General features: G+C 41.0%; 17 protein-coding genes. 9 read left to right on the top strand and 8 right to left on the bottom strand.

Features of this window, described 5'->3' with window-relative positions:
* Positions 1-689: 689 nt before the first annotated feature.
* Both HMPREF0666_RS01555 and HMPREF0666_RS01560 read right to left on the bottom strand, forming a co-directional pair.
* On the bottom strand, positions 690-2519 hold the full coding sequence (locus HMPREF0666_RS01555) for a M6 family metalloprotease domain-containing protein (RefSeq protein ID WP_009010528.1): 1830 nt from the start codon (positions 2517-2519) through the stop codon (positions 690-692).
* A 14-nt stretch (positions 2520-2533) separates the two neighbouring features.
* Complete coding sequence (locus HMPREF0666_RS01560; protein ID WP_042855885.1) at positions 2534-3367, bottom strand: EFR1 family ferrodoxin; 834 nt, start codon at positions 3365-3367, stop codon at positions 2534-2536.
* A gap of 111 nt (positions 3368-3478) precedes the next feature.
* Between HMPREF0666_RS01560 and HMPREF0666_RS01565 the strand changes: the two genes are divergently transcribed.
* The 4 genes from HMPREF0666_RS01565 (at position 3479) to dapA (ending at position 7805) form a co-directional block, all read left to right on the top strand.
* Entirely contained in the window at positions 3479-5023 is a 1545-nt protein-coding gene (locus HMPREF0666_RS01565) for a ComEC/Rec2 family competence protein (protein ID WP_042855913.1), read from the top strand.
* A 24-nt stretch (positions 5024-5047) separates the two neighbouring features.
* Positions 5048-5809: a tRNA pseudouridine(38-40) synthase TruA gene (gene truA, locus HMPREF0666_RS01570; protein ID WP_009010531.1), complete on the top strand. Its 762-nt coding sequence runs from the start codon at positions 5048-5050 to the stop codon at positions 5807-5809.
* Positions 5810-5819: 10 nt separating this feature from the next.
* A complete protein-coding gene (locus tag HMPREF0666_RS01575) occupies positions 5820-6746 on the top strand; it encodes a DMT family transporter (protein ID WP_009010532.1) in 927 nt (308 codons plus the stop codon).
* Positions 6747-6920: 174 nt separating this feature from the next.
* The gene (gene dapA, locus HMPREF0666_RS01580; RefSeq protein WP_009010533.1) at positions 6921-7805 is read left to right on the top strand and encodes a 4-hydroxy-tetrahydrodipicolinate synthase; all 885 of its coding nucleotides are present in this window, start codon (positions 6921-6923) and stop codon (positions 7803-7805) included.
* Between the two features lie 945 nt (positions 7806-8750).
* On the opposite strand, the gene HMPREF0666_RS01585 is transcribed toward dapA, so the two are convergent.
* Together HMPREF0666_RS01585 and HMPREF0666_RS01590 are read right to left on the bottom strand one after the other, a co-directional pair.
* Positions 8751-9041: a DciA family protein gene (locus HMPREF0666_RS01585; protein ID WP_009010534.1), complete on the bottom strand. Its 291-nt coding sequence runs from the start codon at positions 9039-9041 to the stop codon at positions 8751-8753.
* A gap of 4 nt (positions 9042-9045) precedes the next feature.
* Positions 9046-10152 (bottom strand): DNA replication/repair protein RecF, encoded by a 1107-nt coding sequence (locus HMPREF0666_RS01590; protein WP_009010535.1) that lies wholly within the window; start codon positions 10150-10152, stop codon positions 9046-9048.
* Positions 10153-10451: 299 nt separating this feature from the next.
* On the opposite strand from HMPREF0666_RS01590, the gene HMPREF0666_RS01595 reads away from it, so the two are divergent.
* Both HMPREF0666_RS01595 and ribH read left to right on the top strand, forming a co-directional pair.
* The gene (locus HMPREF0666_RS01595; protein ID WP_009010536.1) at positions 10452-11126 is read left to right on the top strand and encodes a tol-pal system YbgF family protein; all 675 of its coding nucleotides are present in this window, start codon (positions 10452-10454) and stop codon (positions 11124-11126) included.
* Positions 11127-11132: 6 nt separating this feature from the next.
* Entirely contained in the window at positions 11133-11609 is a 477-nt protein-coding gene (ribH, locus tag HMPREF0666_RS01600) for a 6,7-dimethyl-8-ribityllumazine synthase (RefSeq protein ID WP_009010537.1), read from the top strand.
* A 1037-nt stretch (positions 11610-12646) separates the two neighbouring features.
* Here the strand turns inward: ribH and radA are convergent.
* Positions 12647-14047: a DNA repair protein RadA gene (gene radA / locus HMPREF0666_RS01605; protein WP_009010538.1), complete on the bottom strand. Its 1401-nt coding sequence runs from the start codon at positions 14045-14047 to the stop codon at positions 12647-12649.
* A gap of 63 nt (positions 14048-14110) precedes the next feature.
* Between radA and HMPREF0666_RS01610 the strand changes: the two genes are divergently transcribed.
* The 3 genes from HMPREF0666_RS01610 to HMPREF0666_RS01620 all read left to right on the top strand — a co-directional run bounded on the left by HMPREF0666_RS01610 (position 14111) and on the right by HMPREF0666_RS01620 (position 17933).
* Positions 14111-15037: an ABC transporter substrate-binding protein gene (locus tag HMPREF0666_RS01610; RefSeq protein ID WP_009010539.1), complete on the top strand. Its 927-nt coding sequence runs from the start codon at positions 14111-14113 to the stop codon at positions 15035-15037.
* 27 nt (positions 15038-15064) lie between these two features.
* The gene (locus HMPREF0666_RS01615) at positions 15065-17239 is read left to right on the top strand and encodes a tetratricopeptide repeat protein (RefSeq protein WP_009010540.1); all 2175 of its coding nucleotides are present in this window, start codon (positions 15065-15067) and stop codon (positions 17237-17239) included.
* A 79-nt stretch (positions 17240-17318) separates the two neighbouring features.
* The gene (locus HMPREF0666_RS01620) at positions 17319-17933 is read left to right on the top strand and encodes a DNA alkylation repair protein (RefSeq protein WP_009010541.1); all 615 of its coding nucleotides are present in this window, start codon (positions 17319-17321) and stop codon (positions 17931-17933) included.
* Between the two features lie 1017 nt (positions 17934-18950).
* Here HMPREF0666_RS01620 and HMPREF0666_RS01630 read toward each other — a convergent pair.
* The 3 genes from HMPREF0666_RS01630 to HMPREF0666_RS01640 form a co-directional block, all read right to left on the bottom strand.
* On the bottom strand, positions 18951-19763 hold the full coding sequence (locus HMPREF0666_RS01630; protein WP_009010543.1) for a hypothetical protein: 813 nt from the start codon (positions 19761-19763) through the stop codon (positions 18951-18953).
* Between the two features lie 154 nt (positions 19764-19917).
* Positions 19918-20898 (bottom strand): CapA family protein, encoded by a 981-nt coding sequence (locus HMPREF0666_RS01635; RefSeq protein WP_009010544.1) that lies wholly within the window; start codon positions 20896-20898, stop codon positions 19918-19920.
* On the bottom strand, positions 20864-23377 hold the full coding sequence (locus HMPREF0666_RS01640) for a DUF3160 domain-containing protein (RefSeq protein WP_009010545.1): 2514 nt from the start codon (positions 23375-23377) through the stop codon (positions 20864-20866). Before HMPREF0666_RS01640 ends, HMPREF0666_RS01635 begins: the two co-directional genes overlap by 35 nt.
* Positions 23378-23400: the final 23 nt, after the last annotated feature.

Genomic DNA, 23400 nt, shown 5'->3' on the forward strand with positions numbered 1-23400 from the left:
CCAAAAGAGCATGTATTCAAAATTATGATGTGAAAAATTATAACAGAATAATAAGTTATTAGCCTAATTAGCCCAATTGGACTAAATAGCCTAATTAGGCTAATAGGAATAAATTGTTTGTAGACGACAGATAGACATCACACCTAATTACATTTATCATATAGTTTACCCCCCCCCTTATAAAATAATCTTATTGGAGGTAAGCTTACCATGTATGTGGATTAATCTCATTCTATTAACAATCTACACATTTAACGGAAGAACCGAATAAAAGCTACTTCACATGAGTAATCTTTGTACCTCTTTTGGTGTACATACGGTAAGGTGATTTTTTGAAAACCAATTTTCCTGTCATTTCTGTCATCTGTCTCCGTCACTTAACTTATTGATTAACAGTGTCGATACACGAAATGTTAAAAGTGACAGCAAACTAAAATAAAACTTATTCTTGTTTTTTAGTGTGATAATCCATCTCTAATTTTAGTAGACTTTATGTCTGCATTGCTCGAAAGAAGCCATGATAGATTTTGGAAGTAATAGAGGAGAGTAACTTTGAAACAGTATGTCCTGATACTTTGTTTACTTCCTATCTATCAACTGATAAGTGTCTATGCTATTTTGAAAGATAAAGAAAGCCGCCTCTGAATGGGTCGTTCCCATAAAGAGGCGGCTTTATGTATGTTCTGAAGTTAGTATAATTTTACAAACTTCTTGTTGTTCTGAATGTAGATGCCATGCGGTAGGATAGAGGCGTCAGTACCTACATATCTGCCGTCAAGGGTATAGATGCGGTTGTCAGAAATAATTCTTTCAATGATTGAAGGTGGCTGAATGCCAGTAGGAACAAGACCATTTTTAAACTCAAAGTTTACATAGTTATTATTTGAATCACCTCCATCATTCTCTTTAATATTCACGATAGATTTCTCTAATATTGAACCATCAAACATCTTAAAGCCACTTATATAATCTATTCTATTGTAAGGGTAAAGGTCGCCATTGAGCTGTTGTGTGTATGTAGTTATTGAACCTTTAGCACTATCCGCTGCTAATATTTTACCGTCTGCAGGGATAGGGATGACTCGTGGTTTACCCTTTACATTATTAGGGAAATCAAAGACATTTACCTTGTTAGACAAATATGATATGCGATAGGCAAGTAAGCCCTTACCATAGGTCCCATCTCTCCAACCTTGATACCATGGTCCTTTCTGTATACTCTGCAATACGATATACTCATTAGAGTCATTAGGATTGACAATCTTGTATGCCTTTCCACCATTGTCGATGCTTTTTAGGTTCTTGATTGAGCTATCATTTTTAAGTTCATCTATCTTCATCCAACCCATAACTTCACGTTCCCATGCAAGATAAGATGCTGGTACACGTCCACCACGTACTTCTGTTCCACCATCCATGAGGTCCCAGAACTCCATACCTTGGTCATTTTGGTTCTTTGCTTTTTTATCAATAGCATAGATATCTGGGAGTCCAAGTGTATGAGAGAACTCGTGACAGAATAAGCCTATACCATTAATCTTCTCCTTGCCTTTTGTCTTGTTTTCATCACCAGCAAGTTCATTGCTCACACCATAGCGATGAATGCTTTTTCCATCATACGTATTGGAGATATTAACAGTACTAGATTTTGGCCATATATCAGTCTCTTTATTTCCACTATAATTGGCAGAATAACCTGCATAAATAACATAAACCAAATCAACCATTCCGTCATTGTTTGCATCATAATCCGCAAAGTTGACTGAATCATCAACAGCTTCACATACATCAGGAAGCAATAAGTCCATTCTATCATGTATCCCTTCGCCATATACGGCCTGTGGCTTAGGTAATTTGACAGGTCCTATAACGTCAAATTTAGGTGTAAACTGTCCATAACTACAATCTTTGAAATAACCACGAACACCCTTGTAGTTCTGATTCTGACCATAACGAGTTTCTGTGAAATGGTCCTCATTCGTCAAATAGTTTGTGAATATTCTTTTTGTATCTTGGATAGTAAATGGTACGTCTTGGAACTCTGCAAGGATGACAAGGGCCTTTGGACTACCTGTGTGAGGGAAATAAGGAACACCACCGTAGCCAGAATCTATGATTGGTCCTCGTGTAAGAGGAGAGTTATTGTATGCGTTTTCAGATTCTTCTGCAATCTTATTAACGTAAGCGAAGAACTTTTCCTTGTCTTGCTTAGCAATCAAGTTACGCTCAGCTTGTGAGCGAGTCAATGCTTCATGTGCAAGTTGTTTTGTAGCAATAAGGTTGCCACTCTTCTCTACTTTACCGATATAGTAGTTGTTATCTGCACCTTGTACAAGCAGTACACCATCAAGGGTCGTGTACCAGTTGATATGTTCGTCACCACGCAAGATGACTGTAATAACAGAACCATCAGCCTGTCTTACTTGTACAGGGATTGAAACTGCTTTTGCTGCCCAAGTGGTAAGGGAGCAAAGCATAAGACATACGAAAATAGTCAGATGTTTGAATGTTCTAATCATATCTTTGTTTAACTCTATTTACTTAGCTTATTATAGAAATATTGTCCCTTCTTCTGTGTACGTTTACCAAAGTCAATAGCATGGTGTGGACAATGATGATAACATGAGAAGCAAGTCAAGCATTTCCCATTATGTAGCCATTCAGGTTCATAACCTAAGCCCCCTTTGATGTCATTGATGGGACAGACATTAGCACAAATACCACACTTCACGCATCGACGACTGTCTACATGAAAGGGTTTGTCTGTGATAAGGAAACGTTCAAAGAACCCTCCTACAGGTCCGGAGAAGAAGGATGGAATAGGACCTCGCTTTAGTTGTTCCCAACCCCATATCTGTTTATTTCCCAAAGGGGAACGTTGTTTGATTATCTTAGAGAACTCTTTTAACTGCTTTGATGCAAGTTCCTTCTTTTCTAATTCCTTCTCTTTCTTATCAACATCCATACCCGGTAAGCCAACGTATGACTCTGGCATAATCAAAGAACACACAGCTTCCAGTGAAAGTGAGTCACCCACTGTTGTACTCTTTAGTTGTTGCAGAAAGCGTTCCATAGCTTTGCCGATAGAATCTCCAGCTGTAACCAAGCAAAAACAATAATGTTTAACGAGTGGAGTATCTCCTCCTTCAGTCTTTATTGTTAATTTAGTTAGAAATTCTTTTACTATACTTGGAACTCTCCAACCATGTATAGGAAAGATGAAACCTACTTGTTCACCTTTTTCCAAAGTAAAAGAACAATCTTTGTTGATTACCTCTGGGATTGAAACAAGTTTATCATCAGTTTCTGATGCTAATGTCTTTGCAGCCCATTTGCTGTTACCTGTACCAGAAAAGTAGAATATCATGTGGCAAAGGTACTGATATTTTGTAAATCTTGCAAGATAAGGACGTGTAATGTTGGTGTTTATCAGAACTTTTTCATACATTTGCAGGTAATACATGAAAGGCTTAATGCTGTGAAGAAGAAAATAGATCTATTGATGTATCCTTCAGTAAAATTACTCATGCCTTTGGCCTTGGGGATTGCTGTTGGAGATATGTTAGAAGAATATATTACACCTGTTGTGTGGTGGGTAATGATGGTTTGTATGATTATCATTACTTATTTCACATGGAAGATGAAATATATTCAAAGTCTGCTATTGCTTTCAGCTGTCTTTCTAATAGGTGGGACACTTGTTTCTTTGAAGCGGCAATCATCAGAGATACGGTTACCTGATACGCCGATAACCTTTAAGGCGGTTCTATTGAGTAATCCCATTGTTCATGGAAAGGTGGTGCAAGTAGACTTAATGGCTATGACAAAAGATAGACCTATCATGGTTAGAGCTTCTATTCTTCGTGACACGATAACCAATCGCTATAGAACACTACAGATAGGAGATGGGATAGAGGCTACAGCTTACCTTGAGAAACCAATGAATTTCTCAGATGCAACGTTTGATTATGCCCGATGGTTAAAACAACATGGATATTTAGCAGAAACGTTTATATTGTATAATCAATGGCAGAGAGCGAAAGTTAGTCTTCGTCAAATGAGTTTTCTTCAGCGTACATCTTTAGCTGCTGGAATCTACAGACTAAGACTTATGAGACTTTTAGAGCGCAATTTCGATCGCACTCATTTAGCTATTGTATCAGCAATGACGCTTGGAGATAAATCGTTGATAGATAAGGATGTTAAAGAGGATTATTCATTAACAGGTGCAAGTCACGTCCTGGCATTGTCTGGTTTACATCTGACAATACTATACGGATTGCTGGTTTTCTTACTGGGTAAGTGTGAACGATTGTTTCCTCGATTATTTAGGAGGGCGGTATGTGAAATTCTTATCCTGTTAATCCTTTGGGGTTATGTTATATTAGTTGGGATGTCTTCGTCCGTAATTCGTTCTGCTGTCATGTTAACGATATACTCTTTTGTAACGCTATTGAATAGAGCTCGTTTGTCGGTTAACACCTTGGCATTGACCGCAATCATATTGCTTATTATCAATCCTTACCAACTTTTCGATATAAGTTTTCAGTTGTCATTTATTTCTGTATGGTCCATTCTACTGTTTTATCCACTTATATACGAGCTAATCCCTTTAGGGAAAGGAAAGCTACTGTCGCCTGTCAGGTGGGTGTGGGGGATGATTGCTGTGTCATGCGCAGCCCAATTAGGTACAGCTCCTGTGATTGCATATTATTTTGGAAGGGTGTCTACAGTTTTCGCAATTAGTAGTCTTGTTGCAGTTCCATGTACGATGGTTATCATCCCTGCAACATTCTGTCTGTTAATACTTATCCCTTTGCCATCTATCGCATATTATGTAAGTAAGTTTATTAGTATTATAACAGAGTATATGAATACCTCCCTTCATTGGCTTGCAAGCCTCCCTTACACCAGTATTGAGAATATCCATATAACCATCTTACAGCTTTTTATCTATTATTTCATGCTAATGGCAATATGGATTATGTGGAGTTTCTTGGCAGGAAAGATTGAGTTTAAGTAATTATTTGTACCTTTGCAAATAGTTATGCAACGATATTTTATCACCCTTTCCTACGATGGTACAGCCTATCATGGCTGGCAAATACAACCCAATGGAGTGTCAGTACAAGAAGTGTTGGAGAAAGCTTTATCTACAATACTTCGAAGTGTGATATCTATAACAGGGGCAGGTCGTACAGACGCAGGCGTACATGGAAGAATGATGGTCGCCCACTTTGACACAGAGCAGGCTTTTGACTGTGGACAGCTTGTCTATAAAGTGAATCGTCTCTTGCCACGTGATATATCCGTAAGTAAGATAGAAGCTGTCGATGAAGACCTTCATGCTCGTTTCTCTGCGACGTCACGTACCTATCATTACTATGTCCATACAGGGAAACAACCATTCTCGCGTCAGTATTCTTGTGAGCTGCGTTATCCTTTAAACTTTGATAAGATGAACGAAGCTGCAGCCTATCTGATAGGCGAGAAAGACTTTAAGTGTTTCTGTAAAGCAGGGGCTGACGTAAAGACAACAATTTGTCGGCTGACAGAAGCACGGTGGTTTCCTGTTAATAACGAGTTTGCATTGACAACAGGTGATAATGTTACAAATTGGTGTTTTGTAATAACAGCTAACCGATTCTTACGTAATATGGTGCGTGCAGTGGTGGGTACGTTGGTTGATGTAGGAAGAGGTCGTTTGTCATTAGACGATTTCAAGAAGATTGTTGATGAGGGAACAAGAAACGATGCAGGCGAAAGTATGCCAGGTAATGCCCTCTTCCTTTGGGATATAAAGTATTAGTATTATATTTATGTGGATTCTCTTAGCGTTTGTATCTGCTACTTTGTTGGGGTTATATGACACGTCGAAGAAGTATTCTCTTCGTGGAAATGATGTCATACCCGTACTATTCCTCAACACACTCTTTTGTTCGGCGATTTTCTTACCATTGATATTATTATCTCAATATACCCACATTCTTGATTCAAGTATCCTTCATGTTGGCGCTGGTGGTTGGGAGATGCACCGATGGATAATACTGAAGAGCGTGATAGTACTCCTTTCTTGGGTCTTTGGCTACTTTGCTATTGCTCAATTACCTTTGACGATAGTCGGTCCTATCAATGCCACTCGCCCAGTGATGACACTTGTTGGTGCGATGCTTGTCTTTGGTGAACGGCTGAATGGATGGCAGTGGGTAGGTGTCTGTCTTGCTATCGTCTCACTCTTCTTATTGGCAAGAAGTGGTAAGAAGGAAGGCATTGATTTTAAGCATAACAAATGGATATTCTTTCTTGTCTTAGCAGCATTGATGGGTACATGTAGTGGATTGTTAGACAAATACCTTATGGCCAGTCCTGAGGAAGGAGGCGTCGGACTTGATCGTATGATGGCGCAAAGCTGGTATAATATTTATCAGTGTGTAATGATGGGACTGGTGCTGTTGATTTACCTTATTAATAATCATAAGAAGAGAGCGCAGCGTGTACATTTCTCTTGGAGATGGTCTATTCTGCTTATTTCTATCTTCTTGTCAATGGCAGACTTCGCCTATTTCTATGCACTATCACTGCCAGGAGCAATGATATCTATTGTCTCAATGGTTCGTCGAGGTTCTGTACTCGTCTCATTCGTGTGTGGAGCTGTATTGTTCAGAGAGAGAAATCTAAAGGCAAAAGCCATTGACATGTGTTTTGTTCTCCTTGGTATGATATTCCTTTGGATAGGTTCACGATAAATGATTGGTGTAGGCTTATAAGATAAAGAGTAAAAGTCTTTGATTATTGATAATTATTTGCTATATTTGCAACGATATTGATAGACGCACCTTCAGCGTTTTAATATGAATAGGACTGCGCATTAACTCTCCGAGGAGTCTTTATCGTGGGACGCTTAAAAGACAATATTTACTATGCAGAATATATTTCATGGTTTAGGTATAGCTTTGATAACTCCTTTCAAGGAAGATTACAGCATTGATTATGAGGCACTTGAAAATCTGGTTAATTATCATTTAGATAATGGTGCCGATTTCTTCTGTATTCTTGCTACTACGGGTGAAGCTCCTTGCTTGACGCTTGAAGAAAAGAACGAACTGACTGCTGTTATCAAGCGGGTCGTTAATGGGCGTGTTCCAATCCTTAAATATTGCGGTGGGAACAATACAGCAGCTGTCGTGGAAGAGATTAAGACGACTGACTGGAGCGGTATTGATGGTATCTTAAGTATCTGTCCTTATTATAATAAGCCAAGTCAAGAAGGATTGTATCAGCATTTTAAGGCTATCGCAAACGTTAGTCCGCTTCCTATTGTCTTGTATAATGTACCAGGGCGAGTAGGGGTTAATATGACAGCAGAAACAACTGTTCGTATTGCATCTGAGTTCCCTAATGTTGTAGCTATAAAGGAGGCTTCAGGCAATCTGGAGCAGGTTGATGAGATTATCAAGAATAAACCAAAGCATTTTGAGGTAATCAGTGGTGACGATGCATTGACCTTCCCAATGATTGCGAGTGGTGCAGTAGGAGTGATATCAGTTATAGGTAATGCGCTTCCAAAGGAGTTCTCTCGTATGATTCGCTTAGAGTTCAGAGGCGAGTATGAGCCAGCACGTAAAATACATCACCAATTCACCGAACTTTATAAACTTCTCTTTGTTGACGGTAACCCTGCAGGTTGTAAGGCTCTCTTAAACGATATGGGTATGATAGAGAATGTCTTGCGTCTTCCTTTGGTTCCAACACGTATTGAGACAAAGCAGAAGATGAATGAAATTCTTAAAGGTATGAGAATCTAAGGTTGGTAAGTATAATATTAATAGTATAAGTAGAGGGCAGGTGACTGCCCTTTTATTTTGACAATACAACTAAAGAGCATGATAGGAAACCTACCATGCTCTTTTCTATTTCTTGTATGAAATCTCTGTTTTATGCTTGACTTTTGGTTCATGCCTCACGGCAATCCCCAATCATCTTGCATCAGTGTTACCCTTAATCAATCTTTCTATTTACCTAAACTAAAAACCTATTTGTATCCTCTGAACAATCTCTTTTGTTCTACCTTAAAACTAAATAACTAAAAACCTAAATCTATTACTACTAACCTAAACAATCTATTATTTGTCTTTTGACGATGCAAAGGTACGCATTGTTTGCGCACACACCAAATAATTTACGCATAATTTGTACCTTATTAGGCGTTTCTTGATTTGTATCAATTACAAGGATGGATGGGTGATGGGTGTTAGGAAGATGGGTGATGGGTGTTAGGTGTTGGGGTGATGATGAACGGCTCTATTATTCCAAAGGCAAAATAAGGGAGTTGCAGGCTTACTATTCTGTAGATTCAAAGGGTAAGTAAGATTGCTGTTGACTTACTTTTCTATTATATCAAAAGCTAAGTAAGTTTTTTATCGACTTACTTTTCTGTTATACCAAAGGCTAAGTATTTTTTTGTCGACTTGCTTTCCTGTTATATCAAAGGATAAGTAAGATAGCTAACGGCTTACGTTTCTGTAGATTCAAAGGATAAGTAAGATTTTTGTCGACTTGCTTTCCTGTTATATCAAAGGATAAGTAAGATTGCTTTCGGTTTACTATTTTGTATATTCAAAGGGTAAGTAAGATATTTGTCAGCTTACTTTTCTATTATATCAAAGGCTAAGTAAGTTTTTGTCGACTTACTGTTCTGTTAGTTCAAAGGCTAAGTGAACTTGTTGTTAGCTTATGGATAGAGGTTCTACTCAGTAGAATCTCACTTCGGAAATGACCATTGAACCTACGGTAGCATTAAGCTTCTTGGTCAAGTCGGACTGCATCATAGATAGGTTAGCACGTAAAGCAGGGTTGATAATCTTTACGAATAAGGTTTGGTTTTTGATAAACTTCTCTTGGGTATAACGTGCCACAGTCGCCCCAGCTACCGTATCCCACGCTGCAATAAGGCGTTTCTGTAATAGGGGCGACTCAAGTCCTTCCTGTCGTAGGAACTGGTTGAGCAAGTCGTCTAAAGGTTGTACTTTTCGTCTAAACATATTTCTATCCTTCCTTTTCGTTGATTTCTCCTCCTTCGACAGAGAATAGTTTATAATTAAATCCACTGCCTTGTAGGATTTTATCTAAGTGGTCACGGTTTGTATCTGTTATGAATATCTGACCGAAATCATCGCCTGAGACAAGGCGTACTATCTGTTCAACACGACTACTATCGAGCTTATCAAAGATGTCATCAAGGAGCAGTAATGGTGTTGTATTCCCTGCTGTACGTCGTAGGAAATCGAATTGTGCAAGTTTTAATGCCAATACGTAGGTTTTATTCTGGCCTTGACTCCCTTCTTTTTTCATAGGATAACCACCAAGTTTCATTATCAAGTCATCCTTATGAGTGCCATGGAGAGAGTAACCCATGATACGGTCCTTAGCCCGATCTCGTTGTATTACCTCTAATAAACTACCACGCTGACAATGTGAGACATACTCCAACGACACCTGTTCACGTTCACTACATATTGTCTGATAGATATGTTGAAATACGGGGGTAAGCTCCTCTACGAAGGCAGCTCGTTTCTTATAAACCTCCTCACCATGCTCCGCCATCTGCATCTCGAGTAGTTCTAAGAGGGTAGGGTCTGGTTCTTCCTCTTGCTTGAGTAGGCTATTACGTTGTTGCAGCGCCTTGTTGTATCGGCTAAGCGATTCTATATAGGGGGTGTCATATTGTGAGATAACAACATCCATCAACCTCCTTCGCTCCTCACTTCCTCCTTCGATGAGTGTTGCGTCAGCAGGAGAAACAAATATGAGTGGGATGAGTCCGATATGTTGTGACAGTCGTTTATATTCTTTCTTATTTCGTTTGAAATGCTTTTTTGAGCCACGCTTCATACCACAATACACCTGTTCGTGCTCACCAGCATCCGTACTATAGTCACCTTCCAGTACAAAGTAGTCTGCATCATGGCGCATCACCTCAGAGTCCTTAGGGTTAAAAGCACTCTTACAAAAGGAGAGGTAGTAAACAGCATCAAGTAGATTTGTTTTTCCCTCACCATTGTGACCAATAAAACAATTGAGCTTAGGCGACAGATCTAACGTTGCCGTCTGTATATTCTTATAGTTTATAATGGATAGTTTCTCTAATTGCATTGTCCTGTCTTATTGCTTTGAATGTTAAGTACTTTAGCTTATTAGCCCTTTTGTAGTCTGTCCGAACAAGAGGTTTATAGGGTCTTCTGCGTGAAGAATCATTGTTGTTGTGTTAATATAGATAAACCTTTATTCGCTATGTTATTCCTTTCCATTCTCTGCAAAGTTAACTCATTTCTATTCAATAAAAGAAAAAAGTCGTTGATAAATTTCAATATGTGCGACTTTTTGAGTAATTTTGTCCCGCTATAATAAGCACCTTCTAAAATAGAATAAATAAAAAACATCATAACATAAAAATGGTAAACAACAAAGAACAGGGTACACATGAAGATGCCCTAATCCAATCAGAAGTTGCCTTCTTGAAGTACAAGAAGCCTATTATTATTGCTGTTATAGCTATCGTTGTGGTCGTAGCTGGTTTCTTCCTTTACAAGAACTTTGTCTCTGGACCACGTGAGGACGAGGCAAGCACAGAGTTGGCTAAGAGCCAGACTCTCTTTAATGGTCAGCAATACGACCAAGCTCTTGCTGGTTTCCAGAAGATACAAAGTGACTACAGTGGGACAGATGCAGGCAATCTCGCTAACCTTTATGTTGCTCTTTGCTATGCTCATCAGGCTAAACCAAACTGGGCAAAGGCATTGGAGAACGCTGAGAAGTTTAGTACCAGCGATGACGAGATGATTAGTCCAGCCTCTCAGATGGCTCTTGGCGACATCTATGCTAACAACAATCAGAACGATAAGGCTGTAGAATGCTTCAAGAAAGCTGCTAAGATGGCTGACTCTGAGGCTGCTGATAACGTTAACCTCAGTATTGCTCCTTTGGCTTTACGCAAGGCAGGTGTCCTTCTTGAGAGCGAAGGTAAGAAGGCTGAGGCACTTGAAATCTATAAGAATATCAAGAAGACTTACGTCAACTCTCCTCTCTATCAGGATATTGACAAGTACATTGAGCGTGCTTCTAACTAATTAGACATGGCAACAGAACTTCATCATTTATCTGACTATGATGCACAGAGCGTACCAGATGCAAGTAACATGTGCTTTGGTATCGTTGTTGCGGAGTGGAATCCTGAGATAACAGGTGCCTTACTTGACGGTGCTGTTAAGACGCTTGAGAAGCATGGAGCAATCCCAGAGAATATCCACATCAAGACTGTCCCAGGTAGTTTCGAGCTCGTTTATGGTGCACAGATGATGACTAAGAACGACGGATTTGACGCAGTTATCATCCTTGGTAGCGTCATTCGTGGTGAGACACCTCACTTTGATTATATCTGTCAAGGTGTGACATACGGCATTGCTCGCCTTAACGCATCACAGAATATCCCTGTTATCTATGGTCTTCTGACCACTGACGACCTGCAGCAGGCCAAGGATAGAAGTGGTGGTAAGCTTGGAAACAAGGGCGATGAATGTGCAATTGATGCTATCAAGATGGCTAAGTTTTAGCAAGATAGTATATTAAGAAAATATTAAAGGCAGTAGCCAACGTAACAGACCGTTGTCTACTGCCTTTCTTCGTTTCTATGGTTTTTAAGCCGATAGAGCTAAGTGTTTGTCAGAAGAAAGTAAGATTTTATGATTTCGTCTTACTTTTCAAGTATAGTGTTATTATGTTTTATGGTGTTAGTCGAGGTTGCTTTGGGGCCTATTAATCTTCTTTCTCTTAAGCGACCCACCACTTGTTTGATGGTACGTCAGTGTGTGCTTTCAATGTAGACAGTCCGTTTTATTCGTCTTTTTATACCTTTCATCGTTTGTGTATTAGCCTATTCTTGTTTTTCTTACGGCACGTTCTCTATGAAATCATTATGTCATTGTCTATTCTGTTATTAGGTGATTCTGCCTTTATTCGAGTGTTATCAGTGATCTTGAAAAACTATGACAAAATTCATCTGTAAGGTTATGAATGAAACAGAAAAGCATGTGTGAAAACGGAGTCTATAACCTACAAGGAATCAGAGAGTTATAACCTGCGATGAAGAAGACGCCTAATAAGCTTCAAGAAGGGCGTCTTCTACACGCAAGAAGGGCATGTTCTTGAAGGGAGGAGGGCGTCTTCTTAAACCTTGATGGGCATGTGTTGGTTCTAAGAGGCAGGAAAAAGGTTTACAATAGGAGTGTTCCCTTCTCTTATTACAGTGTCATTGACTCTCTTTCTTACAATTCTTCTTCTGCTGTACAGGTGTTTATCACATCATGTGTTGATGCCCCGCTTGGGTTGTATCGTTGGTGGATACCCAAATAGTTGAGGCCCAGTAGATTCCTCTTTGCGTTCAGAAACATATTTAGAACGTCATGTTGTTATAGCTAATCCAGCAATGTTCCGCATGATATAGCAATTCTTCATTATCATGTTAGCTCCTATTCTTCCATGAAACCAGTGCTTCCTTCGTCGGCAGACAATTATCTGTTCATTCCGAGTCCATACTCGTTGGGCATGTTATTCCTTCCACAGAGAACTGTCAATGGACATACTTATCGCTTTACCCAAACAATGCTCGTAGTGCTTCTTCAACCTTTCTTACAGGATGAAGTTGTATTTTATACTTGCCTGTAAGTCCTGAAAGGTTATACTTAGGGATGATGATATGACTAAAACCTAACTTTTCAGCTTCAGCGATACGCTGTTCAATACGACTGATAGGGCGCACCTCACCACTCAATCCTACTTCACCACACATACACCAGCCCTGCTCTATAGGTGTGTCAACATTTGAAGAGAGGACAGCTGCAATAACACTTAGGTCCATGGCCATGTCTGTCACACGCAGTCCACCAGCTATATTCAAGAACACATCCTTCTGCATAAGCTTAAAGCCGACACGTTTCTCTAATACAGCAAGAAGCATGTTTAGTCGACGTTGGTCGAAGCCTGTGGCTGAACGTTGCGGCGTTCCGTAAGCAGCCGACGACACAAGCGCTTGCGTTTCGACAAGGAAAGGACGCGCTCCCTCAATCGTGCTTGAGATAGCCACACCCGATAAGCCTTCATGATCTTCGGTGAGTAATAGCTCGGAAGGATTACTAACCTCACGTAACCCTTGCTGTTCCATCTCATAAATACCAAGTTCAGAGGTCGAACCAAAGCGGTTCTTGATACTGCGAAGGATACGGTACATGTAATGTTGGTCTCCTTCAAACTGGATAACGGTGTCAACAATATGCTCTAAAATCTTTGGTCCGGCAATACTACCTTCCTTATTGATATGCCCAATGAGGATGACTGGAACCCCACTTGTCTTTGCGAAGCGCAAAAGAGCAGATGCACACTCACGCACTTGGGTGACACTACCAGGACTACTGTCGACATCCTCTGTCGATATCGTTTGTATGGAATCCACGACGACAAGCTCTGGTTGGACGTCACGTATATGTTCGAAGATGTGTTCTAAGGATGTTTCAGACAAAATGATGATATTCTCTGCAATGTCTTTGGATATTCTTTCGGCACGCATCTTTATCTGATGAGGACTCTCCTCACCACTGACATAGAGTACACGTTGCGTCAGATGAAGGATTGTCTGTAGGGTCAGGGTACTCTTACCAATACCCGGTTCACCACCTAATAGAACTATACTCCCAGGCACCAAGCCACCTCCTAACACACGATTTAACTCGTTATCGTGCATGTCAATGCGTGGATCGTCGTGAGATGAGACGTCACGTAGCCGTTGTGGTTTGTTGGTTAATGCCGAAGTAGCGCCACCAGAGGCAGCTTTTCGGAGTGTTGTCGCTGCGTTACGAGCAGCTTGTGACCCCGTATCAGCAGCGATACGAATCTCTTTGAAAGTGTTCCACTGCCCGCAGTTAGGACACTTACCAATCCATTTTGCACTTTCCTGTCCACAAGAACTGCAGACATAAGCTATCTTATCCTTTCCCATAAGTAAGACAAAAGTAATAAGTTTTTTCTTAGTTACAAAATTTATTCTTACTTTTGCAGCTATATGAAATGTATTAATTATCTTCTCCTATTAGTCGCCCTTACGGTTGTCAGTTGTGGTAAGAGCGATAAGGAACTGCAGGCAGAGCGTCAGGCTAAGATGCAGGCAGAGCGTGAAGCTTATCAAAAAGCTTATAAGATAGCTGTGATGCCAACGATGGATTGTCTTCCAGCTTACCTCTTGAAAGATAGCTTATTATACGATACAGCTAAGGTGGACATTAGACTTTGCCGGTTTAATGCACAGATGGATTGTGATACAGCAATGATAGGAGGGACCGTGCAGGCGGCTTTCACCGACCTTGTTCGTGCTGAACGGTTGAAGCACAGGAGTAAGGTTCTAATGCACTATCTGACAGATACAAATCTTAATTGGCAACTCATTGCTGATAAAGAGTCAAAACTGAAGAAGCTATCCGACCTTAGTGATAAGATTGTCGCTATGACTCGCTACTCTGGAACAGACCTTTTAACGGATATGGTGGTAAAGAAAGCTAAACCAAAATACCAAGTATTCCGTGTGCAGGTAAATGATGTTTTGGTCAGACTGGCCATGTTGCAGAATCATGAGATAGATGCTTATTGGTTTGCCGAACCACAAATAACGAAGGCTTTAGCGGGTGATAATAATGCACTCTTTAATTCGCAAGATGCAGGAGTACACCTTGGTGTTGTGGCAGTGATGGATAAGGTGCGTCGACAAGAGGAGGAGGCTGCTTTCGCCTCAGCTTATGATAAAGCAGTTGAGCTGATTAATAAGAATGGTGTGAAGTATTATTCTGCCTTGATACAGAAGTATATGAAGGTGGATGAGGCTGTTGTGCGCTCAATACCTGATATTAAATATACGAAGATAGGACCACCACGTAAAGTCGATTTACTCATGGCACGCAACTATCTGAATGGCGGTAAGATTATTAATAAGAACTGAAACGTAATCAAATAAGGAGACAAGGCAGTGAATGTAGAGGAGATTCTTAGTAAGGCGATAGGCTGTTTAATGGACAAGAGGTTGAGTAATGCCATTGATGTATTGGAACAGCTATACAGCCAACGACCATCGCTAATAGGGCATGGTGAGTTCGACTCCATTAAGTCTGATTATCAGTTAATGGTGGACTATATGGGAAAGGGATTCCCTGATAGCCATCGAGAGTCACTCTACAAGACATTACTGCAACGATTGTATAGAGTCACCGCCGACCTTGAAATTAGTTGGCGATGTAAGAATGTCAGTGCTTATGCTAACTCGTTTAGGGTAGCCGACCATCTTAATACGAGTCATGACTTCGTGCGAACAGTGTTAGAGTCATTTGTCTCGGATGTTGCCTTGCTCTCACTTCAGCCAGAAGAAACGAGAGAGGAGAAGAGTAAAGAACTCTATGAGCGCCATCATTCGTTTATCAATAGACTTTTTAATGCTCTATGGACATCCTGCCAATGGACGGACAACGATAGTTCTTTCTATACTGATTTACTGCTTTCTCCAACCGTAGTATCGGCAGATCAGCAGGTTGTCGTTAGTGCTATCAGTCTTAGTGCCATGAACCAGTTTGATATTAATAAGTTCAAAACGCTCGTTAAGGTGTATCAAGCTGCCTCCGACCAGCACGTGAAACAGCGTGCATTGGTAGGTTGGGTGCTCTCTATCTTTGAGGGTATGGATATCTTCCCAGAGCAGGATGCAATCATACATGAGCTTTGCTCAAGTCAAGCCGTTGCCAAAGAGTTATTGACCTTACAGATACAATTCTTCTATAGCAGCGATGCTGAGAAGGACAATGACAAGATTCAACGTGATATCATGCCTGATATCATGCGCAACTCTAACCTGACTATAGGTCGACTCGGCATTATGGAGAAGGAAGAAGATGCCTTGGAGAGTATTCTTCATCAAGATGCTGACGAGAAGAGGATGGAACAGTTGGAGGAGAAGGTACGTAAGATGATGGATATGCAGAAGCAGGGTTCTGATATCTATTTCGGTGGGTTCAGACAGATGAAGCAGTTCCCTTTCTTTTATGATATGGTGAACTGGTTTACTCCTTTCTATCTTGACCATCCAGCTTTGCGCCCTGTTATACAGAAATTAGGCGATACGAAGTTCTTGGAGACACTTATGAATAGGAGTAACTTCTGTGAGTCAGACCGATATTCACTTGCTTTTGCCTTAGAACAAATCATCAATCAGCTACCTTCTAATATAAAGGAAGCGATAGGCTCTGACGCTATGTTGGGTCCGTTGGCTGAGAGTGATGATACAGAGGATGCCATTAGTATTCGTCGTACTTACCTTCAAGACTTGTATCGTTTCTTCCGTCTTTATCCTACAGCGAATAACTTTATTAATCCATTTGAGGACAGTGGGAAGGGCGATTTCGTAGGAGATACATTCTTCTTTACGTATAAGTCGTTTATAGGGACTGGTCTTGATGAGGTTAAGCTGCGGTTGGCTATGCACTTATACAAGCATCAGCAGATGACAGAACTTGCCGATCTCCTTACTACGTTCCAAAGTGATGACCCACGATATGCCATCTTGATGGGTTATACCAATATCAGTCTGGGTAAGGCTGAGTATGCTTATCCGTTCTTTGATAAGGCTTTAAAAATCGAACCTGATAATCAATGGGCATTGAAAGGGAAGGCAAGAGCAGCCCTTGAAAGCGAAGATTATCATACAGCAGAGGAGGTTTATGCACTGTTATTGGCCTTAGAGCCTAATAATAAGAACTATACAATGAATCGATGTGTAGCCTTACTGAAGTTAGGACGGACAAGTGAAGTGCGCGAAGAGTTATTCCGATTGGATTATCAATACCCTAATGATATGAATGTGAAACGCATTCTTGCGTGGGCTATGTTGACGGATAAAAGCCTTGATAAGGCTGCTCAATTATATGAGTCATTGCTCTCAACATCGCCAGCCAATGAGGATTACTTGAATGCGGGTTATTGTCAATGGGCAAAAGGGGATATGAAACGTGCTGTTGAACTGTTCCGTGAATGGATGAGAAAGAGTGGGAATGATACGGAGCAGTTACTGGATGAGTTCCGTAATGATACGGATACATTGAAGAAGTATGGTATTTCTGAGACCGATTGTTACTTGATGTTGAGCTTAGTGGGGTAAGCGGTATGCCTTACTGCCTTGACTTCTTGTAGCAAAGAAGGCTACATCAGTAAGATTAAGAACTAAAGATTAAGTCATAATGAACGAACAAATACACGAGAAACTAAAAGAGATTAAGCAGTCGTTTCGGCTCATGATGAATGGTGTGGCGTCGCACTCTATGCGTGAGAAGGGGGTCGCCTACAAGATAAACTGGGGTGTGCCAATCCCTGACTTACAAAAGATGGCAGCGGAGTATGGCAAGGATTATGATCTTGCCATTGAACTTTGGAAAGAAGAGATACGTGAGTGTCAGGTGCTTGCGACGCTTATCATGCCTGCAGAGAGGATGGATGAAGACCTTGTTGAGGTCTGGATGGAACGTCTTCGTACGCAGGAAATGGCTGAGATGTTGGCTTTTAATCTGCTACAACACCTTGACTTTGCTCCTGCCATAGCCTACAAATGGATAGCTTCAGACCGTGATATGTATCAACTATGTGGTTATCAGTTACTTGCTCGATTGTTTGCTCGTGGCATGGAACCTAACGAGCGTGGTATTAATGAGTTCCTTGATCAGGCTCATACGACGTTGGAAGGGAATAATTTACCGCTGAAACATGCTGCCTATAACTGTGTTTTAAGCTTTTGTGAGTTAGGGGAAGAGTTCGATGTTATTGCTCAGAAGGCACTTGCCGACCTTAATATCCTTTAGTATAGAGCGTTTGTAAAGGTCTTATCTCTTCGTAATAAGGTGTGTGTTGATCGTTATCACATTCCGTGTTAGCGTCCAACGCAGATGGTGCCAAGGGTTTGCATATATTTTGTTGAGGCTTAGCACGTGTCTTATAGGTATTTAACTCGATTTGTGATGATGTCTCGTACTAATACAGCCAATGGTTCATCATTATGCAATACACAGTTTTATAGAAGAAAACTAACAATTAGAAGACGAATTATAAAAGCCAAAGAAAAAGCCGATACATCATGTGGTGTATCGGCTTCTCTTTCTTATTTGTCTACCATTGACTGTTATCAACAGTGTAACGATTGATTTTCTGGTCTTTTGTTTACTTGATTTTTACTAATCAAGATTGATTTTCTTTGAAACAATCAGTGCTTCTGCAATAACGGCAGCAATGATAGTAACAATACCAAATGTTAACATAATACTTTCCTTTCTTCGTTGTGCGGGACCCCTTTGGCCCTGCTGTTAATATTTATTTCACTTTGATAATACGGTACAAAGGTACGAAACTTATTTGACATAACGCTCTTTTTTCATAGTGTTAGGCGTAATTTCGATGTATATTTGACGTAAATCAATAGTATTGACAATAGTCAAAAAGTAACTAAAACATGCTCAAAAAAAAGCCGTGTAAATTTGTTATGATAGCTTAGAAAACGTATCTTTGCATCCGATTAAGTATTTAAGATAACGATACATTATGGACAGGCTAATTATTAAGAACCAAGAGTTCGACAGCAGTATGGATGCTCGTTTCCTCGAGATTCAGAACGCTCGTCGTCAAGCTTTGGCTCAGAAAGCTAAGAAGCACTAAATGCTTCGATTCGCTTTCGTAGCTTTTAATAAGCGTCAAAAAGGCGAATTAAGAAAAAGAACGAGAACAAGAAGAAAGTTAGAAAGTAAGAAAAGACTCAATCACCTCAGATGATTGGGTCTTTTCTTATGGTGATATGCTTAATCACCTTATATCTTTACAATGCTTGTTTAGTAGTCTGCATCCTCGCCAACCTCGTCAGCTTGCATCTCAAGCTCCTCTGGGTTGGTGTCAAAAGTAGTACGATAACTCTCTTCGGTGAGCTTGTCATCATCGAAGTCCTCGTCATCGTCGTCATCTTGACGCTTGTCCTCTTCTGGTAGCTCGTCGTCTTCTTCGTCCAAGTCCTTTAAGAGGTTGTCATCATCCGAGTCTTCTAATGATGAGAGTCTTGCAGGTTTTACCATGGTGACAGGCTTTTCTTTAGCAAATATAGCCTCTGTCCATGAACCTTTAGAAATCTCAAGTACTTCAAAGCCATCAGCTACCTTCTTCTCATAAAGGCCACCTGGTTTCTTCAAACGAGCTGTAGGAAGGGTTGTTGTACTTATGTCGAATCCACTTAAGATAATGTCCTGTACACTCTGTGGAAGGCTTTCCCAGCCACCACCGAAATTACGCTCAAGCACCTCTATAAGCTTCTGAGCTGATATATGATGGATATTCTCCCAAGTTAAGTCAGTAATCCTCTGAATTGGTTTCTTCCTCAAAGCCCATTTCACAGTAGTACCTTCATCAAGTCTGACTTGGCCTACTTGGCATCCACGCTCCTCATATTTCTTGATGACCTCGGGCTTGTCTACTTTCACTTCTTCAATGGTAAAGGCACTCTTGATAACGTCTATGTAGTGTCGCTCATTGTCTCTTAGATCAGAGTCGCGCTCTGCTTGTGCCCAAAGGCGGAAGACATCGTTTTCCTGAATGTCCCACACATTGCTCTTTGTTAGATTCTTTAAAGATAGTGCTTGTCCTTGTCGCTTCATATTGTGTTTACTTTTTCATTTTGCTTTGAGGTATAACTTTGTGCAAGGTCATACCTTCAGACCTGCTGCAAAAGTATATACTAAAACGTAAACTTCCAAACTTTTTCGCTGAAAAGTTAGTCAAAAGTGAGAAATAAGGGTCATTTTGAAAGAGCTATTTACCAAGGTAGGGTACACAGTTCTTTATTTCTATGGGTAAAGTCTTTGCCTTACTCTTATTTACAGTGATGGTTAGCTCCACAATACAAGCCCGTGAATTCATTGGTTTTCGTTGGTCAAAGATGAAGTTACCAATGCCATAATAAATTGGTTTCCCACGATAGTTCTCTATTGTTTGGAGCGTGTGACTATGATGACCAACGATGGCGTCGGCCCCAGCCTCTATCAGTCTGCGTGCGTTCTCACGCTGTTGTGGTGTGGCATTAAAGTGATGTTCCCATCCCCAATGTAGTATAAGGAGGATATAACAACCTTTGTCAGCCGCCCGTAAGCGTTCAACACGCATAATAAGACTATCCATACTCTCCTGACTAACACATGGTTTCTGAGGTAGATAGGGAAAGTTCTCTAATGGTAAGCGTAATGAGGAAACCACCCAGACATGGCGTGGCTTTGTAGAGATGAGTACAGGCTCGGATGCTTCTGCCATATTCCTACCTGCACCAATAGGTATCACTCCAGCCTTTCTTATCTGCTCTTGTGTGTCTAAAAGTCCATTTCTTCCTTGGTCAATACTATGGTTATTGGCTAAGTTGAGGTGAGTTATCCCATGACGCCGTAGTGTTGGCAACCATTCAGGTTCACCTCTAAAGATGAAGCGCTTGAACACCCGTTCCCTAATCTTGGTCACTGGGCATTCTAAATTGGCAATGACATAGTCTGAAGCATGGAACAACGAGTCGATAGAAGGGGAGAAGAGAGCATCTACACCCACCATGTCAATCTTCTGCCTTACCCCTCTATCCAATAGAAGGTCACCTGTAATGATAATGCGTAGACTATCTTCTGCACCTTTCGAAGCAAGTCTTTTCTTCGTAAATACGCCATCTCCTATCCCACTAAAAGATAGTAGGATAGGGACTAAAAGGCATGTGAAAGCTTTAACAACCCGAACTATAGAAGGTCTCTTCGTCATCTGCACTCATTCCTTTGGCTGGAGCAATGATCTCATTCATCCATGATGGCGTTCCACCTGTTGGTGATTTCTTTAATTCCTCTTGCCATTCTTCGTCCGTCATGCGTGGGTCTGACAACAAACGAGTGAACTCACGATAGGAGAGTACAGCGCCGCGTGTAAGATAGAGCGAGCCATCTATCTCAACTACTACGTATATTTCGTAAGCCGGACCAACACCCTCGTAAAGTACACACTTGTTGTCTATGGCAACATTCTCGCCTGAAGCGGTGAAAACATCAGCCACGACAGCGACCTTCTTGTCAGTGCTCACCACATCCGACCAGCCTTGCAACATCTCGTTATCCTCACTGACAAGCTCCAAAGAGATGTTCTCCACCGTCGAACCGATAATCTCAATCTGGTTGTATTCCTCGTCAGTTATCTTTCCACCATTCAGTTCTTTCTTACTGATATCACGGCAGAATTCAGCCATTTCCTTTATTCGTTCATATACAGCCTTTGCCTTTTCTGTCTGTAAATTATAAGTTGTGAGAACTTTATCCATTCTTGTTACAAGTGCAATAGCTTTCTCCCAGAACTTCACGTTAGGCTCTACATACCCCTTCACGACAGGTGGTTCTGGTCCTCCATCACCACACTCTGCCAACATAGGCTGCTTTGCGTAGAGGATAGCATCATGCTTTAATTCAGCCCAAGAGGCAAGTGCTGTGTTTAAGTTCTTCTTCTGCCACTGTGGAGACTGCATGAAATAAGGAAGCGACTGAGCGGTGTCACCTAACGACTGAAGCGTGTACATCCATTGATTAGCTACACAAGCCTCCCACTGAGTAGTAGCAGCTCTTTTACGAGCTGTGGTCAATGCTTTGGGAAAACCTGTCCATCTCTGCGTTTCCTTCAGCTCGTCTATGAGGATACGCTCGGCACCTGGCAATCCCATCACAGCCATCCAGTCGAGGCCCTTAGGGCATGGACGGAGCGAGACAGGGCTATCCTGGTCCGTAGTAGCTATCAGTGCCTCTGCATCAGGCTGGTAACGTTGTGGCATAATGTCCACTACATATTTACTACCACGTGTTTTCTTCAGTTCAATCCGCATCTGTCTCTTCGCTATTTCTTCAATGTCTTTCGTTAGGTTGGCCATATCTTTTCTTGAAGATAGCAGTTGCTCTATGGGGAGTCCCATCTCTTTAATTCGATTAGCAACCTGTATGAGCGTAACGTTATCAGGTGTTCCCATGAGGTAAGTGATAGGTTCACTCACCTTATTATATATAGCTCTTAGTTTTGGCTGTTGGTTGAAGACATTAGCAATGAGTGCTATCTGCTTCATCTTTGATGGTTTGTTTGTACCGAAATGGGCAGTCTGCAGCCACATCATACCACGGAAGTAACGGCTGCAAACCTTCGAGCGGGTGTAATGACCACGTGGGCGAAAGAGCGAATAACCAAACATTTCCTCAGAAGGAAAGTACTCTAACATATCAGAATACCCATTTTCAGCATCGAAAGCCTTTGTTATTTCCTCCATGACCATTTTCTTATAAGCCTCAGGAACATTCAGTTTAGCTGCTGAAGCAGGTGCTTTATCATGACTAAAGAGCCAAGATGCGACGGCAAACCATGCTTGGCCAAATTCTGCAGCCGCCTTAACTTCAGCGTCCTGACTACTTGTAAGTGTTTTCATCTCTGCTTCCATTTGAGACGAGAAGATAATCATCAGGGAGTCTAAGTGCTTCTCTTCCACATCACGCAACACACAATCAAAATAGAGATGGAAAAGTTGTAGATAGAGGTCGGTGGTTACGAAGCTTGGGAAATCAGCATAGTCGTTCTTCTCATATACGTGGAACAGCTGATTGTGTTCGGCAGGAACGATAGCAAAACCATTCCTTCCCAGCATATTATAAAGCTTAGAATCAAACTCTTTCAGCTGGAATGGGTTGATAAGATTATCCATATTCACCACGTCCTTACTGTCCGCTGGTTTGAAGTTGAGCTTTCGTAATTCTGCTTCACGTGCTCGGATACGCTCTGTAAAGGCAAGTTGTTCTTTCGTATAGCGTGGTGAGAACTTCTTACCAGTGGTCTCTTCTTTTTCAGAAACATCCCAAAGTGCATCGTTATACCATGTTGTTGTATTATATAATGCACGTAAGGTTGCATCCTTGAAAGCGTATCCCTGCCTTGCAGCAAAGGCGTTTCGGATAGCACGCAGCTCTGCCAGATTGAGCTTAGAGAGGTCCATCTGTGTGTCAATCTTACCTTTCAGCTTCTCAATATTGATTTTTCCAGCACCCTGAAGGATAAGCGGAGTCTTCTTCTCTTGGGTATGCTCGATATAAGCATCCCCTGTATAGGCCTCTGTATTGCCGTTTTGTGCCCATGTAGTAGGCGATAATAACAAGAGTAGCAATGCAATGGCTACAGTCTTAAATGCGTCATTTTGCAAAAGAGTGTGATAGGAATTGTGTTTCATCTTGCTTTGTTTATGATAGTTAT

Origin of the sequence: Prevotella sp. C561, from assembly GCF_000224595.1 — a bacterium.
GTDB lineage: Bacteria > Bacteroidota > Bacteroidia > Bacteroidales > Bacteroidaceae > Prevotella > Prevotella jejuni.